This is a genomic window from Sphingomonas sp. AAP5 (assembly GCF_004354345.1).
Taxonomy (GTDB): Bacteria; Pseudomonadota; Alphaproteobacteria; order Sphingomonadales; family Sphingomonadaceae; genus Sphingomonas; species Sphingomonas glacialis.
The window spans coordinates 2,802,219-2,819,788 of the sequence record NZ_CP037913.1 but is presented as its reverse complement, the minus strand read 5'-3'; the positions used below and the strand labels follow the sequence as shown (position 1 = coordinate 2,819,788).

At 64.9% G+C, this 17,570-nt stretch carries 13 protein-coding genes; 9 read left to right on the top strand and 4 right to left on the bottom strand.

The genetic code is table 11. The features are described from left to right. The first annotated feature begins 158 nt into the window (after positions 1-158). The 3 genes from E2E30_RS13055 to E2E30_RS13045 all read left to right on the top strand — a co-directional run bounded on the left by E2E30_RS13055 (position 159) and on the right by E2E30_RS13045 (position 3,351). The gene (locus E2E30_RS13055; protein ID WP_133192089.1) at positions 159-1,850 is read left to right on the top strand and encodes an AMP-binding protein; all 1,692 of its coding nucleotides are present in this window, start codon (positions 159-161) and stop codon (positions 1,848-1,850) included. Beyond that, positions 1,847-2,620, top strand: a complete 774-nt coding sequence (locus E2E30_RS13050; RefSeq protein WP_133190468.1) for an SDR family oxidoreductase — start codon at positions 1,847-1,849, stop codon at positions 2,618-2,620. Before E2E30_RS13055 ends, E2E30_RS13050 begins: the two co-directional genes overlap by 4 nt. A gap of 65 nt (positions 2,621-2,685) precedes the next feature. Beyond that, complete coding sequence (locus tag E2E30_RS13045; RefSeq protein WP_206365581.1) at positions 2,686-3,351, top strand: TetR/AcrR family transcriptional regulator; 666 nt, start codon at positions 2,686-2,688, stop codon at positions 3,349-3,351. 116 nt (positions 3,352-3,467) lie between these two features. Here E2E30_RS13045 and E2E30_RS13040 read toward each other — a convergent pair whose 3' ends face one another. After that, on the bottom strand, positions 3,468-4,460 hold the full coding sequence (locus E2E30_RS13040; protein WP_335925399.1) for a LysR family transcriptional regulator: 993 nt from the start codon (positions 4,458-4,460) through the stop codon (positions 3,468-3,470). On the opposite strand from E2E30_RS13040, the gene E2E30_RS13035 reads away from it, so the two are divergent. From E2E30_RS13035 to mmsB, 5 genes are all read left to right on the top strand, one after another. Next, positions 4,450-5,961 carry a CoA-acylating methylmalonate-semialdehyde dehydrogenase gene (locus E2E30_RS13035; protein ID WP_133190464.1) on the top strand — a complete coding sequence of 504 codons (1,512 nt, stop codon included), beginning with the start codon at positions 4,450-4,452 and terminating at the stop codon, positions 5,959-5,961. The two genes, E2E30_RS13040 and E2E30_RS13035, sit on opposite strands and share 11 nt — an antisense overlap. A gap of 4 nt (positions 5,962-5,965) precedes the next feature. Next, positions 5,966-7,111: an acyl-CoA dehydrogenase family protein gene (locus E2E30_RS13030; RefSeq protein ID WP_133190462.1), complete on the top strand. Its 1,146-nt coding sequence runs from the start codon at positions 5,966-5,968 to the stop codon at positions 7,109-7,111. Positions 7,112-7,328: 217 nt separating this feature from the next. Further along, positions 7,329-8,369: an enoyl-CoA hydratase/isomerase family protein gene (locus E2E30_RS13025; protein WP_133190460.1), complete on the top strand. Its 1,041-nt coding sequence runs from the start codon at positions 7,329-7,331 to the stop codon at positions 8,367-8,369. Positions 8,370-8,472: 103 nt separating this feature from the next. After that, positions 8,473-9,246 carry an enoyl-CoA hydratase gene (locus E2E30_RS13020; RefSeq protein WP_133190458.1) on the top strand — a complete coding sequence of 258 codons (774 nt, stop codon included), beginning with the start codon at positions 8,473-8,475 and terminating at the stop codon, positions 9,244-9,246. Positions 9,247-9,375: 129 nt separating this feature from the next. Continuing rightward, the gene (gene mmsB / locus E2E30_RS13015; protein ID WP_133190456.1) at positions 9,376-10,248 is read left to right on the top strand and encodes a 3-hydroxyisobutyrate dehydrogenase; all 873 of its coding nucleotides are present in this window, start codon (positions 9,376-9,378) and stop codon (positions 10,246-10,248) included. A 187-nt stretch (positions 10,249-10,435) separates the two neighbouring features. Here mmsB and E2E30_RS13010 read toward each other — a convergent pair whose 3' ends face one another. Beyond that, the gene (locus E2E30_RS13010) at positions 10,436-11,338 is read right to left on the bottom strand and encodes a LysR family transcriptional regulator (protein ID WP_133190454.1); all 903 of its coding nucleotides are present in this window, start codon (positions 11,336-11,338) and stop codon (positions 10,436-10,438) included. Positions 11,339-11,434: 96 nt separating this feature from the next. Here E2E30_RS13010 and E2E30_RS13005 point away from each other — a divergent pair, with 96 nt between their 5' ends. Beyond that, positions 11,435-12,544: an aldo/keto reductase gene (locus E2E30_RS13005; protein WP_133190452.1), complete on the top strand. Its 1,110-nt coding sequence runs from the start codon at positions 11,435-11,437 to the stop codon at positions 12,542-12,544. Positions 12,545-12,969: 425 nt separating this feature from the next. Here E2E30_RS13005 and E2E30_RS13000 read toward each other — a convergent pair whose 3' ends face one another. Further along, positions 12,970-16,353 carry a PAS domain S-box protein gene (locus tag E2E30_RS13000; protein ID WP_133190450.1) on the bottom strand — a complete coding sequence of 1,128 codons (3,384 nt, stop codon included), beginning with the start codon at positions 16,351-16,353 and terminating at the stop codon, positions 12,970-12,972. Between the two features lie 484 nt (positions 16,354-16,837). Beyond that, positions 16,838-17,470, bottom strand: coding sequence for a tyrosine-type recombinase/integrase (locus tag E2E30_RS12995; RefSeq protein WP_133190448.1), 633 nt, complete (start codon positions 17,468-17,470; stop codon positions 16,838-16,840). Positions 17,471-17,570 lie beyond the last annotated feature (100 nt).

Here is a 17,570-nt window from a genome sequence, read left to right as displayed (position 1 = left end):
GCGTCGCGATTTCTTGCCAGCTTTTCCACGGATGCATTGACGATTGCGGCGGCCGTGGATTAGCTTCGGGTGTCGGCTCCGGTCGGCCAATGATTCCTATCCGGCCGAGGGGCATCGTGCGGTGCGCGGACCGGTCATGGCGAGGTGTGCAGGAGATGATGGGATCGGTCGCGGATCGGCAGCAGGCATTGCGGCGCGCGCTGCCCGTGTGGGAGCCGCAGACGCTGCACGGCGTGCTCGACGCCGCCGCCGGCGCGACCCCCGACCGCCCGTTCGTGATCACCGACGCGCGCAGCTGGACCTATGCCGAGTTGGCCGACTGGTCGAAGCGGCTGGCGGCCGGGCTGGTGGCGCTTGGCGTGACGCCTGGCGAGACGGTGGCGCTGGTGCTGGCGAACTATCCCGAATTCGTCGCGATCAAATATGCCGTGTCGCGGATCGGCGCGGTGTGCGTGCCGATCAACATCCTCAATCGGCGCGACGAACTCCGCTATCTGCTCGACCAGTCGGATTCGGTGCTGCTCGTCACGATGGATCGGTTCCGCGGGGTGGACTATCTTGCGATGCTCGACGAGATCGCGCCGCGATGGGAGACGAGGGGTGGTGGCGACGGCCTGCCTAGGCTGCGCAATGTCGTCGTGCTGCCGACCGGCGAAGCGCCACCGCGCGACGGCGTACCGACCCTGGCGTCGCTCGACGCCAACGCCGCGTGGGTGGCGTCTGCGGTCGCGCCCGATGCGGTGTGCGACATCATCTACACCTCAGGCACGACCGGCCCGCCTAAGGGCGTGTTGCTGACGCACGACATGCTCATGCGCACAGCCTATGGAAGCGCCTATGCGCGCGCATTCGAAGATGGCCGCCGCATCCTGTTCTCGCTGCCGATGTACCATGTGTTCGGCTATGTCGAAGGCCTGCTCGCGGTGCCGTTCGTCGGCGGCGCGATCGTGCCGCAGCTGCGCTTCGATGCGGCGGCGACGCTCGACGGCATTGCGCGGCACCGGGCCAGCGACGCGCTGCTGATTCCGGCGATGTCGCTCGCGGTGCTCGATGCGGCCGAGACGACGGCATACGACCTGTCGAGCTGGCACGCGGTGCTGGCGTCGGGCGGGCGCGCGCCCGAACGCGTATGGCAGGGCCTTCGCGAAACGCTGCGCGTGCGCGAGATCACCACCGGCTACGGCATGACCGAGACGACCGCATCGACCACGGTCACCCGGCCCGACGATCCCGTCGAGCGTTTGCTGACGACCAACGGGCGGCAACGCGACGTCGGCATCGCCGGCGATCCCGCCAATGGCGGGCGGCTCGTCACCTACCGCGTCGTCGATCCCGCGACGGGCGAGCCCCTGGCCAATGGCGCGACCGGCGAACTCGTCGCCAAGGGCTATGGCGTGACGCCCGGCTATTACAAAAAGGCAGAGGCGACCGCCGCCGCGTTCGACGCCGAGGGGTGGTTCCGCACTGGCGATCTCGGCCGGATCGATGACGACGGCTATATCATGCTGCTCGGCCGGACCAAGGAATCGTACCGCTGCGGCGGCGAACAGGTGCTCCCGACCGAGATCGAGGATGTGCTGACGACGCACCCCGATGTCGCGCAGGCGCATGTCGTGCCGGTTCCCGACGAACGGATGGGCGAGGTGGGGGTCGCGTTCGTTGTCGCTCGGCCGGGCGTCACGCTCGACCCGTCGGCGCTGCAGCACCTCATCGCCGGCCGCCTCGCGCGCTACAAGGTTCCGCGGCATGTGCTGCTGGTCGAGGCGGCGGCGATTCCGACCACGGCGTCGGGGCGCGCGCGGAAATTCCTGCTCAGCGAACACGCCCGCCAAATCCTGGAGCTGCCATGACGACGATCTTCACTGCCCCCGACCGCAAGGTCGCGATCGTCACCGGCGGCGCGCGCGGGATCGGCGCGGCGATCGCGGTCCGCCTTGCAGCTGATGGGCATGATGTCGCGGTGTTCGATCTCGACGTCGCCGCCTGCACCGAGACGGTCCGCACGATCGAGGCTACGGGGCGCAGCGCGCTCGCGCTCGCGGTCGACGTGTCGAGCGAAAGCGCGGTCGTCGAAGGCGTCGCGCGCGTCGCCGAGACGCTCGGCGCGCCGACCGTGCTGATTAACAATGCCGGCATTCTGCGCGATCGGACACTCGCCAAGATGTCGCTTGACGATTGGGAGGTGGTGATGGCGGTCAACCTCCGCTCGGTCTTCCTGATGTGTCGCGCGGTGCAGCCGCACATGCGCGCCGCGCGCTGGGGACGGATTGTCAATCTATCGAGCATCGCCGCGCTCGGTGTCGCGGGCGAGGCCAATTATGCGGCCGCGAAGGCCGGGGTGCAGGGCATCACGCGGACGCTAGCGATCGAACTCGGCCGGCACGGCATCACCGCCAACGCGGTCGCGCCGGGCTTCGTCGTCACCGACATGACGCGCGCGGTCGCGGCGCGGATGAACATGCCGTTCGACGACATGGTCGCCGAAATGATGGCGGGCATCCATGTCGGCCGTCCCGGCGCGCCTGACGACATCGCGCAGGCGGTCGCATTCTTCGCCGACGAGCGGTCGGGATTCGTGACGGGGCAGGTGCTCTATGTCGCGGGCGCGCCGCGCGGGTAGCGCGGCTGCCCCTCGCCAAGCGCGCCGATAGCCCTTAGGTCCGTCGCGCATCGAGAGGTATGAGCGTGGCAAAAGAACCATCGTTGATCGGCAAGCGACGGTCCGCCGCGGGCAAGGAGCCGCGCGAATCCTATCACAATCGGCGCCAGGAAATCTCCGAGGCGGCGATCCGCGTGTTTCATCGGCTGGGCTACAATGCGGCGAGCGTCAGTGCGGTCGCGGCCGAGCTCGGCGTTGACCGCGCGACGCTCTATTATTATTTCTCGTCGAAGGAGCAGATGTTCGACGAGATCGTCCGCACCGTCCTCGAGAGCAACGACCAGCTCGCGCGCCGCATCGCCGACAGTCCGATCAGCCCCGCGCGCAAGCTGCGCGAACTGATCACCGCGCTGATGAACTCCTACGGCTCGAACTACCCGCTGCTCTACATCTACATCCGCGAGGATCTGGCGCATGTCAGCGACACGCGCTCGACCTGGTCGCAGCATATGCGGCAGCTCAACCGCAACATCGAGCAATCGGTGATCGACATCATTCAGCAGGGCTATGCCGACCAGAGCTTTCGCCGGGTCGGCGAGCCGCGGATCGTCGCCTATGGCATTCTTGGCATGCTCAACTGGTCGCACCGCTGGTACAAGCCCGATCGTGGCGGCTCGACCGACGAGATCGGCAAGGTGTTTGCCGAAATGATCCTGAGCGGACTCGAATCCCCGTATCAACCCGCTGTATGATCTACGCCGCCGCAGCAGGATAGCGGCGATGTGACGCCATCGCCAAGAACGCGCGGCGTGCGGGCCAAATCGGCCCGGATTGGTGCTGTCGAGATGGCGCGCCGTTCGGGCAGGCTTCAACCGTGTAGCAGGTCGGTATGGTCGCCCGTCAATGCGACCAACCAGTCGACGAAGTGGCGGATCGGCGGCAGGTTTCGGGTGTCGCGATGGGTGGTGATCCAGAACGAGCGCTTGATGTAGATCTGCGGCAGGATCGCGGTGAGCGTCGGATCGGCCGAGCCGATGAAGCATGGCAGCACGCCGACTCCCGCCCCTGAGCGAACGAGGCGGTATTGGGCATTGATGCTCGACGAGCGAAGCTTGGGCTGGAGCCCGGGGGCGACCTCTTCGAGATAGTCCAGTTCCGGGGCGTAGATGAAATCGGGTATGTAGCCGATCAAGGCGTGGTCCGCGAGATCGGCTGGCGTCATGACGACGGGATGGTCCGCGAGATATCCGCGCAACGCGTAAACGCGCAGCCCATAGTCAGTGAGTTTGCGCGTGACGAGCGGCCCTTTGCGCGGACGCGCGAGCAGGATCGCTACGTCGGTCTCGCGCTTTGATGGACTTAGGAAGCCGCTGCTGGCGACAAGGTCGACCGATACCGCCGGGTGGACGGCAGACAATCGACCAAGATGGCCGGCGACGAACCACGTGCCGAACCCTTCCGCGACGCTGACGCGGACGAGGCCGGATACTTGGCCCGATTTCTCTACTTGCGGGGCAAGACGGGTGATCTGATGCTCGATCTCCTCGGCAACCATGAGCAGCTGCGCGCCGCTGGTGGTCAAGCGCTGGCCGCCCGAATGCTGCTCGAACAAGATCTCGCCCCGCGCGGCCTCGAGCCGTCGGACGCGACGCGCGACCGTGGTCGCGTCGATCCTCAGCAGTCGCGCGGCACGAGCGATTTGCGCGGTACGCGCAACGGCGAGGAAGATTCGCAGGTCATCCCAATCCATGGCCTGCAGTATTGCAGGTTCCACCTGCATTCCCAAGCCTTGCTTAGGTGATGTCGGGAACCCAGAACAATCCAAACACGCGATTGACGGAGAGAGTGCCATGCGGATCATCGACCATCATATCGTCGGCCACACCGGTGCGGCGGCGGGCGGCGGCGCTGCGCGGACCGGCGATGTGTTCGATCCCAACACCGGCCTCGTCCAGGCGAGCGTCAACCTCGGCACGCAGGCGACGCTCGACGCCGCGGTCGCCGCCGCGCTGAAGGCGCAGCCGGGCTGGGCGGCGACCAACCCACAGCGTCGCGCGCGCGTGATGTTCAACTTCAAGGCGCTGGTCGAAGCGCACATGGACGAGCTCGCGCATCTGCTCTCGTCCGAGCATGGCAAGGTGATCGCCGATTCGAAGGGCGACATCCAGCGCGGGCTCGAGGTGATCGAATTCTGCTGCGGCATCCCGCACGTGTTGAAGGGCGAATACACCCAGGGCGCGGGCCCCGGCATCGACGTCTATTCGATGCGCCAGCCGCTCGGTATCGGTGCTGGGATCACCCCGTTCAACTTCCCGGCGATGATCCCGCTGTGGATGTCGGGCGTCGCGATCGCGACCGGCAACGCCTTCCTGCTCAAGCCCTCCGAGCGCGACCCCTCGGTGCCGGTCCGGCTCGCCGAGCTGTTCGCCGAGGCGGGGCTGCCCGAGGGCATCCTCCAGGTCGTCCACGGCGACAAGGAAATGGTCGACGCGATCCTCGATCATCCCGCGATCAGCGCGGTCAGCTTCGTCGGTTCGTCCAACATCGCGCATTACGTCTACAAGCGCGGCGTCGCGGCGGGCAAGCGCGTCCAGGCGATGGGCGGCGCCAAGAACCACGGCATCGTCATGCCTGATGCCGATCTCGACCAGGTCGTCGCCGATCTGTCGGGCGCGGCATTCGGCAGCGCGGGCGAACGCTGCATGGCGCTGCCGGTGGTGGTGCCGGTCGGCGAGAAGACCGCGATCGCGTTGCGCGAGAAACTGATCCCGGCGATCGCGGCGCTCCGCGTCGGCGTCTCTACCGACAACGACGCGCATTACGGACCGGTGGTCAACGCCGCGCATCGCAGCCGGATCGAGCAGTGGATCCAGACCGGCGTCGATGAAGGCGCCGAGCTCGTCGTCGATGGCCGCGGCTTCGAGCTGCAGGGGCATGAGAAGGGCTTCTTCATTGGGCCGTCGCTGTTCGATCACGTCACGCCCGAGATGTCGGCGTACAAGGAAGAGATTTTCGGCCCCGTCCTCCAGATCGTCCGCGCCGACGATTTCGAGCACGCTTTGCGCCTGCCGAGCGAGCATCAATATGGCAACGGCGTCGCGATCTTCACGCGCAACGGCCACGCCGCGCGGGAATTCGCTGCACGTGTGAACGTTGGGATGATCGGCATCAACGTGCCGATCCCGGTGCCGGTCGCCTATCACACCTTCGGCGGTTGGAAGCGGTCGGCGTTCGGCGACACCAACCAGCACGGCATGGAAGGCGTAAAGTTCTGGACCAAGGTCAAGACCGTGACGCAGCGCTGGCCCGATGGCGGGGTGGGCGACGGCGCCAACGCCTTCGTCATCCCGACGATGGGATAGCGCTATGACCGACCAATTCGACCTCACGGACGACCAGCGCGAGATCCAGGATCTCGCGCGCAAGTTCACCGCCGATCGGATCACCCCGCACGCGGCGGAATGGGACGAGAAACACATCTTCCCGCGCGAGACGATCAAGGCCGCGGCCGAGCTCGGTTTCGCCGCGATCTACGTCTCCGAGGAATCGGGTGGCATCAACCTCGGCCGGCTCGAGGCGGCGCTGATCATGGAGGCGATGGCCTATGGCTGTCCCTCGACCTCGGCGTTCATCAGCATTCACAACATGGCGGCGTGGATGATCGACCGGTTCGGAGCGCAAGGCGTGAAGGACAAATATCTCCCTTCGCTCGTCACGATGGACCGGATCGCGAGCTATTGCCTGACCGAACCCGGCTCGGGCTCGGACGCGGCGGCGCTCAAGACCAAGGCGGTGCGTGACGGCGACGATTACATCGTTACCGGTTCGAAGCAGTTCATTTCGGGCGCGGGCGAGAATGAAGTCTATGTCACGATGGTGCGCACCGGCGTCGAAGGCCCCAAGGGCATTTCGTGCCTGGTGATCGAGAAGGACATGCCCGGCGTCAGCTTTGGCGCGAACGAGCGTAAGCTCGGCTGGCACTCGCAGCCGACGCGGCAGGTGACTTTCGACGGCGTGCGCGTTCCTGCCGAGAACCTCGTTGGCGGCGACGGCGAGGGCTTTCGCATCGCGATGATGGGGCTTGACGGCGGCCGCCTCAACATCGGCGCTTGCTCGCTCGGGGGCGCGCAGCGCTGCCTTGACGAGGCGATCGCCTATACGCGCGACCGCAAGCAGTTCGGCACCGCGATCGCCGATTTCCAGAACACGCAGTTCATGCTCGCCGACATGGCGACCGACTTGGAGGCGGCACGCGCGTTGCTCTACATGGCGGCAGCGAAGGTGACCGCGAACGCGCCCGACAAGACCAAGTTCGCCGCGATGGCCAAGCGGCTCGCGACCGACACCGGGTCGGCCGTCGCCGACCGCGCGCTGCAGCTGCACGGCGGGTACGGCTATCTGATGGACTATCCGATCGAACGCTTCTGGCGCGACTTGCGCGTCCATTCGATCCTCGAGGGCACCAACCAGGTGATGCGGATGATCGTCGGTCGCGAATTGACGCGGCAATGAGCGAGAGTGCTCTCAACTCCCTCTCCCATCGGGAGAGGGAAGGGGCCCGCTCGGCGCAGCCGAGTGGGAAGGGTGAGGGCAGTGCCCATCGGGCGCGTGTGCTGCCCTCACCCGACGTCGCTTCGCTCGGCCACCAGCATCGGGTAAACAGCGCCCCGCGCTGTTTAGGTCATGCCGGGGGCATGACCGACCCAATGCTCCCGATGGGAGAGGGGATATGAGCGACGTTCTCACCCAGATTGAGAGCAAGGTCGCCCGTATCCGCCTCAACCGGCCCAAGCCGCTCAACGCGCTGACCACGCCGATGTGCGAAGCCATGCTCGAGGCGCTCGACGCTTGGCGCACCGACCCCGCAGTCGAAGTCGTCCTCCTCGATCACGCCGAGGGCCGCGGTTTCTGCGCGGGCGGTGACATCCGCATGCTTGCCGAGAGCGGCGCGGGCGACGGCACGGAGGCGCGGCGCTTCTTCCACACCGAATACCGCCTCAACCACCGCCTCTTCACCTACGCCAAGCCGACCGTCGCCTTCATGGACGGCATCACGATGGGCGGCGGGGTCGGGCTCGCTTGCCCATGCGACCACCGCGTTGCGACCGAGAACACCAAGTTCGCGATGCCCGAGACCGGGATCGGCCTGTTCCCCGATGTCGGCGGCGGCTGGTTTCTGTCGCGGCTGCCGGGGCGGATCGGCCAGTATCTCGCGCTGACCGGGCACCGGCTCGACGGTGCGGATTGCCTCGCGCTGGGCCTCGCCACGCATTATGTGCCGAGTGCCGCGCTCGAAGACGCCAAGGCGCGGATCGCGGCTGACCCTGCGACGCTGGCGGCAACGCTTGCGGACCTGGCCACGACGCCACCCGAAGCGCGGATCCTCGCGCACCGTGCCGACATCGACCGGCTGTTCGCCTCGGACGTGCTCGAGGACATCTACGCCGCGCTCGAGGCGGATGGCGGTGAGTGGGCGCTCAAGCAGCTCGCGACGCTCAAAACCAAGTCGCCGCAGACGATGAAGGTGTCGCTCCGCCTGCTCCACGAAGGCGCGACGATGTCGACCTTCGAGGACGAGATGCGCCAGGAATATGCCGTCGGCGCGCATGTCGTGCAGCGGCATGATTTCCTCGAGGGCGTCCGCGCCGTGATCGTCGACAAGGACAATGCCCCGCGCTGGGACCCGGCGACGCCCGAGGGCGTGAGCTCGCACGTGCTCGACCAGATCTTCGCGCCGCGGCCCGCGGCCGACGAATGGACGCCCGGCTGATCGTCGCCCCGGCGCAGGCCGGGGCCGCTTTGTATCCGCGCGCGGCAGGCGTCGCGCGCACCACTTAACGGCCCCGGCCTTCGCCGGGGCGACGGAGAGACAAATGACCTACGAAACCCTCCTCGTCGAACAGCGCGGGCGCGTGACGCTCGTGACGCTCAACCGCCCGCAGGCACTCAATGCGCTCAACAGCCAAATCCTCGCCGATCTTCTCGCGGCGATGGCGGCGTTCGATGCCGATCCGTCGCAGGGCTGCGCCGTCATCACCGGCAGCGAGAAGGCGTTCGCTGCGGGTGCCGACATCAAGGAGATGCAGAGCCAAGGCTTCGCCGACATGTACGCGCATGATTTCTTCGCCGGCTCGGATCGTTTCACCAAGACGCGCAAGCCCGTCATCGCGGCGGTATCGGGCTATGCGCTCGGCGGCGGGTGCGAGCTGGCGATGATGTGCGACTTCATCCTCGCCGCCGACTCGGCCAAGTTCGGCCAGCCCGAGATCAAGCTTGCGGTCTCGCCCGGCATGGGCGGTTCGCAGCGCCTCACGCGCGCGGTCGGCAAGGCCAAGGCGATGGAGATGTGCCTCACCGGCCGGATGATGGACGCCGCCGAAGCCGAGCGCGCCGGGCTCGTCTCGCGCGTCGTGCCCGCCGCCGAGCTGGTCGAGAAAGCGGTCAAGACCGCGACGACGATCGCCGCGATGGCGCCGCTCGCGGTGCTGGCGAACAAGGAGATGGTCAATGCGGCGTTCGAGACGAGCCTCGCGATGGGCGTGCAGTTCGAGCGGCGGTTGTTTCACGCGCTGTTCGGGACCGAGGACCAGAGCGAAGGAATGAGCGCGTTCGTCGAGAAGCGCGCAGGGACCTGGACGGGGAAGTAGCCTTCTTCTCCCCTCCCGCTTGCGGGAGGGGTCGGGGGTGGGCGCGCGCTCTCGACGACAGCTGACGCTGATAGCGCGCTCCCACCCCCAGCCCCTCCCGCACGCGGGAGCGGAGCAGGAAGGAAGAACATGACACGCATCGCTTTCATCGGCCTCGGCAACATGGGCGGCGGGATGGCCGCGAACCTCGCCAAGGCCGGCCATGACGTCCGCGCCTTCGACCTGTCGGCAGAGGCACTCGACCGCGCCAAGGCCGCTGGCTGCCTGCCCGTCGCTTCCGCCGCAGAGGCGGCCGACGGCGCTGAGGCGATCGTCACGATGCTGCCCGCCGGCACGCATGTCGAAGCCGTCTATGCCGAGCTCGTCGCCGCCAACGTCGCCCCGCCCACGCTGCTGCTCGACTGCTCGACCATCGACGTCGCCACCGCCAAACGCGTCGCCGAAGCCGCGCAGGCCAAGGGCCTCACCGCCGTCGACGCCCCCGTCTCGGGCGGGATCGGCGCGGCCAATGCCGGCACGCTGACCTTCATGGTCGGCGGCAGCGCCGAGGCATTCGGCCGGGCGCAGCCGATCCTCGCGGCGATGGGCAAGGCCGTCATCCACGCCGGCGCCAACGGCACCGGCCAGGCCGCCAAGATCGCCAACAACATGCTGCTCGGCGCGACGATGGTGGCGACGTGCGAGGCGTTCCTGCTCGCCAAGCAGCTCGGACTCGACCCGCAGACCTTCTACGACATTTCGAGCGTCGCATCGGGCCAGAGCTGGTCGATGACGAGCTATTGCCCAGTCCCCGGCGTCGGTCCAGACACGCCCGCCGATCACGACTATCAGGGCGCCTTCACGACCGCGCTGATGCTCAAGGACCTGAAACTCGCCGCCGCCGCTGCGAGCGATACCGGCGCCGATACGCCGATGGGGGCCAAGGCCGCCGAACTGTATCAACGCTTTGCCGATAACGGGAATGCGGGTCTCGACTTCTCGGCGATCATCCGGACATTGTGAGAGCACCGGTACAACACGTATGGCACCTCATTGATATGACTGCCGCATCGTTTTCGGCATGTTGCGACAAACTAGTCTCCGGCGTCGGCACCGGCGCTACTCCAAGGTCGTGATTGACGAATGTCTGGTTTCCGGCACTGCGCGGTCGGCATCGAAAGTCCGGAACTGGGTCAACGCAGCTGTTTGATCATGGCATGCCAGTAGGTGTCCACCGGAGCGTGTCGACCAGTACGCGCAGCGCCGGCGTGATCTGTCGGCTCGGATAGTAAAGGTAGCACCCCGGAAACGGCGGGCACCAGGTGTCGAGCACCTGAATCAATTGGCCGTTGGCAATCTCTTCGGCGACGTCGTGCTCCAGCATATAGCCCAGGCCCGCGCCGGCACGAACCGCGGCCGCCGCCAGCAGCTCGTCATTGACGATCAGCTGCCCACCCGGGCGGAATTTGATCTCGCGGTCGTCGCGCTCGAACTCCCATGGCAGCAGGCCGCCGCCGCCGAGCAACCGGTAGTTGATGCAATTGTGGTTCTCCAGATCGGCGGGGGCTGCAGGCAACGAGCGGCCTTCGAAATAGCCCGGTGTTCCGACCACGAGCGTGCGCAGCGCAGGGCCCACCGGCACCGCCACCATGTCGAGATCGACGGTTTCGCCCAGCCTGATACCCCCATCGAAACCACCCGCCACCAGATCGACCAGCCGATCTTCGACGATTACCTCGACCGAAATGTCGGGATGCTCGCGTAGGAATTGCGGCAAGATCGGCGCGAGCACAGTGCGCGCTGCATAGCCGAAGGTGGTCAATCGGATCGCGCCCGAGGGTATGCCGCGCCAATCGGCCAGCGCGGACAATCCTCGCGCCACCTCCTGCAAAGCCGGGCCGAGCGAGCTTAGCAGGCGCTCCCCGGCAGCGGTTGGAGCAACGCTTCGCGTGGTGCGCGCGAGCAAGCGGACACCGAGCCGCGCCTCGAGACTACGCATCGCGTGGCTGAGCGCGGAGGGTGAGAGACCGAGTTCCGCCGCGGCACGGGTGAAGCTTCGCGCGCGGGCCACCGCCGCGAAGGCGGCCAGATCGTCGAGGTCGCCACGCTTCATTGCTGCAGATCTTTCACAAGGCCTTGTCGGCGATGACGGCTAATCCACACGCCAACAAGCACTATTTTGAGGTCTACTTTCCAAGGAGCTACAGCAATGACTCTCACCACCTATCGCACGCTCGGACGTTCGGGACTGACGGTCAGTCCGCTCGCGCTCGGCACAATGACCTTTGGCGCCGGACGATGGGGTGCGGACGAAGCGACTGCGCGGGCGATTTTCGACGCCTATGTTGAGGCAGGCGGCAACTTTGCCGATACGGCCGATGTCTATTCCGGCGGGCAGAGCGAGGAGATGCTCGGCCGCTTCATCGCCGAGCGCGGAAACCGCGACCGGATGGTGATCGCAACCAAATCAGGCTTCCCGCGGAGCGAGGGAACGCCGCTCGCCGGCGGCAATTCCGCGCGCAATATCCGCGATGGGATCGAAGGATCGCTCCGCCGGCTCGGCACCGACTTCATCGACATGTACTGGACGCATGTCTGGGACCGGACGACCCCGCCCGAGGAGGTGCTGCGCGCGCTGACCGATGCGGTGCGGCGCGGCGAAATCCTCTATTACGGCTTCTCCAATGCACCTGCCTGGTACGCCGCGCAGATCGCAACGTTGGCGCGCGCGCATGGCCTGCCCGAGCCGATCGGCCTGCAATATTCCTATTCGCTGATCGACCGCGGCATCGAACTTGATGTGATGCCCGCCGGGCAGGCGCTCGGGTTGGGGCTTGTCGCTTGGAGTCCCTTGGCGGCAGGGATGCTGACGGGGAAATACGGGCGCGATAAGATCGCCGAGGCCGGCCCGGCCGGCAGTCTGCCCAACCGTGCCGGCGATGCGGCGCCCAGCGGGAGCAACGGCCGGCTGAACGGCGACAATCCCTTTGGCGGCATGCTGTTCACCGAAAAGAATTTCGAAGTGGTGGACGTATTGCGCGTGATCGCCGCTGAGATCGGTCGGCCGATGGCGCAGGTCGCGCTCGCCTGGGTAGCGGCGCGCGGCGGTGTTGCTTCGGTCCTTGTGGGCGCAAGTCGGCCCGAGCAGCTGCTGGAAAACATTGCCGCGCTGGACATCGTCTTCAGTACCGATCAGCAGGCACGGCTCGATGCCGTGGGCGCGCCCCCGATGCTCAATCCGTATTTCATCTTTGCCTTGCCGCGCGCCCGAATTTTCGGCGGTCAGGCGATCGAGCCTTGGGCGCCAACCTTCGTATAATTGGATGAGATGGTGGTGGGGAGGGTGCTGGCAACATCCCCGCCTCTGTCCAGTTGATCCGTCACATCACAAGACTTGTTCATCGCTGGTTCGAGTGGATATGAACAAGCGTCCGACCTTCTTTCAAAGCAACGATCGCTTCACCATGCGTAAGACTCGCGCGGAGAGCCGACTGTTGGACCTATCGTCGTTCCCATTGCCGACATCGCGCCTGTCAGAAGCTGTCCCAATCGTCGCCAGCGACGGCCATTGCCAGCCGGCTGCGGCAACCGCGAACGGCGATCGCGCGGTTGCTGTGACGACGTTGCGGTGCTGGCGCAGCGTTACAAGGCTGACCGAATGAACGTGGGCGACCCCATGTTTCCGACGCGTTACGGCGAAAAATGATGCGACCGCCTCCGAATCATGGTGTTTAGATGCGCGAACTAGGCTGTCGAGAGAAGATCGCGAATGCGGGTTGCCAAACCTTCCATAGTGAACGGCTTGGTCAAAACGTGCATGCCCGGATCGAGGTGGCCATGGCTCAAGACTGCGTTCTCCGCATAACCTGTTATGAAGAGCACTTTCATGTCGGGTCGAGCAAGGCGCGCTGCGTCGGCGACCTGTCGACCGTTCATGCCGCCGGGGAGGCCAACATCGGTGATGAGAAGATCGATACGGACGTCCGACTGCAACACCTTTAAGCCCGCTGGTCCGTCAGATGCTTCGATGGCCGTGTAACCTAAATCCTCGAGGATCTCGCTCACCAACATGCGGACCGTGGGTTCGTCATCGACAACCAACACGGTCTCGCCCTGATCCGCCCGTGGCACGCTCGATAGCTCCTCCGATATGTCGGGCGAGTCCGCCTCGCCGACGTATCTTGGCAGGTAGAGGCAGACCATCGTGCCATCGCCGACTTCCGAGTAGATACGAACTTGGCCGTTCGACTGTCGCGCAAACCCGTAGATCATCGATAGACCCAAGCCGGTGCCTTGGCCGATCGGTTTGGTGGTGAAGAAGGGATCGAACGCCTTGGCGATGACTGATGCGGGCATGCCAGTCCCGGTGTCGCTGACGCACAGCGATACATATTGCCCCGGTGGCAGATCGCGCTCCGCCGCAGCTTGCCGATCAAGCCATCTGTTCCCGGTCTCGATCGTGAGCTTGCCGCCATCGGGCATCGCGTCGCGCGCATTGATGCACAGGTTGAGCAACGCGTTCTCGAGCTGGCTCTGGTCTACCAGCGTGTTCCAAAGGCCGCCCGCCCCGATAAATTCGACGTTAACAGCAGGACCTACGGTCCGGCTGATCAAGTCCTGCATTCCTGAGACCAGCGGGTTAACAGCTGTCGCCTGCGGCGCGAGCGTCTGACGTCTAGAAAAGGCAAGCAGCCGATGTGTTAGAGCCGCCGCGCGCCGCGCCGCGCCTTGGGCCCCGGTCACGTATCTATCAACATCGGCCATCCGGCCCTGTTGGATGCGGATCTGCAGCATTTCCAGACTGCCGCTGATGCCGGTCAGTAGGTTGTTGAAGTCGTGGGCGATGCCGCCGGTCAACTGCCCGACCGCTTCCATCTTCTGCGACTGGCGAAGCGCATCCTCACTCGAAGCGAGCGCGGCCGCGGCCTCAGATTCGGTCGTTATATCGCGCCCAAAACCATAGAGCGTGCTGCCCTCTGGCACAGTCGTCCAAGCGATGCGCCGGCGCCCGCCGTCCTTCGTGGCAAAGACGTTCTCATACTCGATGACGGGTTTGCCCGCCGCGAGCTGCTCCATCCCCGCCGCGCCGACTTCACGATCTTCAGGCGCCACGAACTCCATGACGTTGTGGCCAATCGTTTCGTCTTCTGACCATCCCAGAGCGATGGTCCACGCGGGATTGACCGCAGCGATCCGACCATCGGTTGAAGCGACGACCTTGAGCACGGGCGATAGCGTCCAGATGCGCTCTCGGTCCTTCGCCAACCTGCGTTCGAGGGTAACGTCTCGGCCGACAGCATGCACGCGGTCGAGGGAAGGAACCGCGCTCCAATTGAAAAGCCGATAGCTGCCATCTTTCGCTCGATAGCGGTTTTCGAATGCGAGCGTCGTCGCGCCGGTGCCGAGCTTCCCGAGCTCGGCGGCCGTCGATGCCAAGTCGTCGGGGTGCAGATAGTCCGACAGATTTTCGCCGACCAACTCGTCCGCTTGCCATCCGAGAACGCGTTCGGCGGTCGGGTTTATGGCCGTGATACGACCATCGAAGCCGCATACGAGCATCAAGTCCTGCGAAAGGGTCCAAAGCCGATCGCGGTCCTCGACGCTCTCGGTCTCTAGTTGCTTCTGGTTATCGATGTCCGTGTTGGTCCCGATCCATCGTTTGATCGTTCCATCCTGATCGCGGATCGAAACGGCTCGCACGAGGTGCCAGCGATACTGGCCATCCGTGCTGCGGATACGAAACTCGATGTCATAGGTGTCGCCCGTGGCGAGCGAAGCAGCCCAGCGCTCTCCTGCGGTAGGCAGATCCTCGGGATGCACGATCGTCGTCCATGCGTCGCCACTCAACGACTCGAGCGTTCCGCCGCTGTAAGCATACACCTGCTCGTTGAACCAGTTGAGCTTTCCATCTGCGGTCGCGGCCCAAACTTGGTTCGGCATCGCCTGCGCAAAGGTACGAAATTCCATTTCGCTAAGGCGAATTCGCTCTTCCGCCGCCCGTCGCGCGGTAACCTCAAGAAACAGGATTGCGAACCGGTCTTCTTCTAAAGGGAATGCTCGTCCCTCATACCACCGGTCAATAGATCCGACCTGCCGCGTGAATGTGACCGACTCGCGCCGATCGACGACCGCGGCCATCTCCGCGATCCAATCGTCCTCGATCCCGGGGAAAACCTGCCGGATCGTCTTTCCTTCCGCGGCTTCGATCGGCACGCCTACCAGCTCACTCCAGGCCGGATTTACGTCCAGATAGCGCCAGTCAGTGACTTGCCGACTTTCGTCGCGGACGAGTTCGCCGAGGATGAAGCCCTCGGCAAGGCGATCGAACATATCATGCCACCGCCGCTCATTGTCCCGAAGCGCTTCGTCGGCGAGTTTGGTGTCGGTGATGTCGCGAGAGATGGACAACAGCTTTTCGGGCTTGCCGTCTTCGCCGAAGATCGGTGTGACCTGAACATCCCACCACCGTGGGTTGCCCTTGAACGTAGCGGCCGGCCCGCGAAAGTGTCCGGTGCGTCCCGCTCTCGCTTCATCGACCGCAGCCTGCGCCGAGGCGTTGCCCTCACCCTCCCAAAATGAGGGCCAAGGGCATCCTCGCACCGCGTTGAAATCGTCGATTTCCATCACGCGCTGGCCGCCCTCGCTCATGAAGACGAGGTTGGCATTCAGGTCCAAGACTTTGATGCAGTCGCCGGATGATGCCAGGACGCTACGAAGAAATTCCGCGTCTGCGCTGTGCGCTATGGCCGCTTCGTGCTGGACAGTGCGATCTCTCATTATTTTCACGTAGCCGAGGTGTGTACCGTCTTCAGCACGCAGCGGCATCATCTCGCCGCTGGCCCAGAAGCGCGTCCCATCCTTTTTAACATGCCAACGCTCGTCGCTCGCACGGCCGTCAGCAAGAGCACTGCGCATTTCGATCGCGGGCCGATCCGTTTGTCGATCTTCGGGCGTAAAAAACCTGTCCGCAGATTGCCCGCAAATCTCGGCAGCGGCCCAACCCAGGATTCGCTCGGCACCAGAGTTCCAGTCTGTGATCAGGCCCTTGTCGTCTAGGGCTATGATCGCAAAGTCGATCGCGCTCTCGAAAATGGCGCGGTATTGGCGGCTTCGCTCGGCGTGGGGCATGCTTTACTCGCAACGTTACTGGCGGGCTGGCCGCCAACCTACGCATACCTAGACCGTAGATTTGTCGATAGCCCGGGAATCTGGTCACTTGCCGAAGATCGCATGAGTCTGCGGCGACTAAACAAGTCGCCGTAACTGCACGCTGACCGATCGAACATGCGCGGAGGCCCGGCCGATGGGCGTGCCCGCTACCAAAGCAGCCAAAGTGCGCTTCGGCGCGAGATAGGCCCAGCGATGGCCAAGCGGCAGCTTCAGGTTGAGGCCGCAAGCTAGTGGCCAAGCTTACGCCTTCGGGAGCAGGATGCCGGAATCTCCGCGAATGACCGCTGCTGCCGAAAAAGTCGTTCGCGATGCTGTCCGCGAACGACGGCTTCGTCGCATTTTTCGCCATTCCCGTGGTGTTGCGGGTTTGGTCGAGGACGATAAATGAATGTCGGAAGTTGGAAGGCGGAAAGGCGCCGGGAATGGCGACTTCTGGGTCCGCTCAGACCTCAGTCCGTTCGGCCAGTTCTAAAGCGTCCTCCACGTCAACGCCCAAGTAGCGAACCGTGCTGTCGATCTTGGCATGACCCAGAAGGATCTGAACGGCGCGGAGGTTGCCAGTCGCCTTGTAGATAATCGATGCTTTCGTGCGCCGAAGCGAGTGCGTCCCGTAATCCTGAGCCGGAAGGCCGATACCGACCACCCACTCGTGCACTAGGCGGGCATATTGTCGCGTGCTCATATGCGCCATGTAGTCGTTTCGGCTCGGGAAGACGAAGTCGTTCAGTGTCCCGCCGCGTCGCTCCAACCAAGCCCGCATCGTCTTTCGTGCCGTGTCCATCAGCTCGAACTGGACCGGTCGTTTCGTCTTCTGCTGAACCACGATGGCGCGGTCACGGACGCGCCCGCCGGAAACTACATCGCCGATCCGCACCGTGACCACGTCACAGCCGCGCAGCTTGCTGTCGATGGCGAAGTCGAACAGCGCTCGGTCGCGCAGTCGTCTATGCTGATCGAGCCAGAAGCGAATAGCCCAGACCTGTTGCTGTTTAAGCGCCCGCTTCGCGCCGATAAGCCGGCCTTCATTCCAAGGTCGAAGTTCGTGAAACGCGGGGTCCATCGACGAGTGACCCATCGACCATCTCCATCGGATCAGCCAATCGAGCGTACCCAGGCGCGGTAAACCGACGGTTCGGAAATGTGGTTGATCGTCCGTCAGTGATGTGAACGAGCGG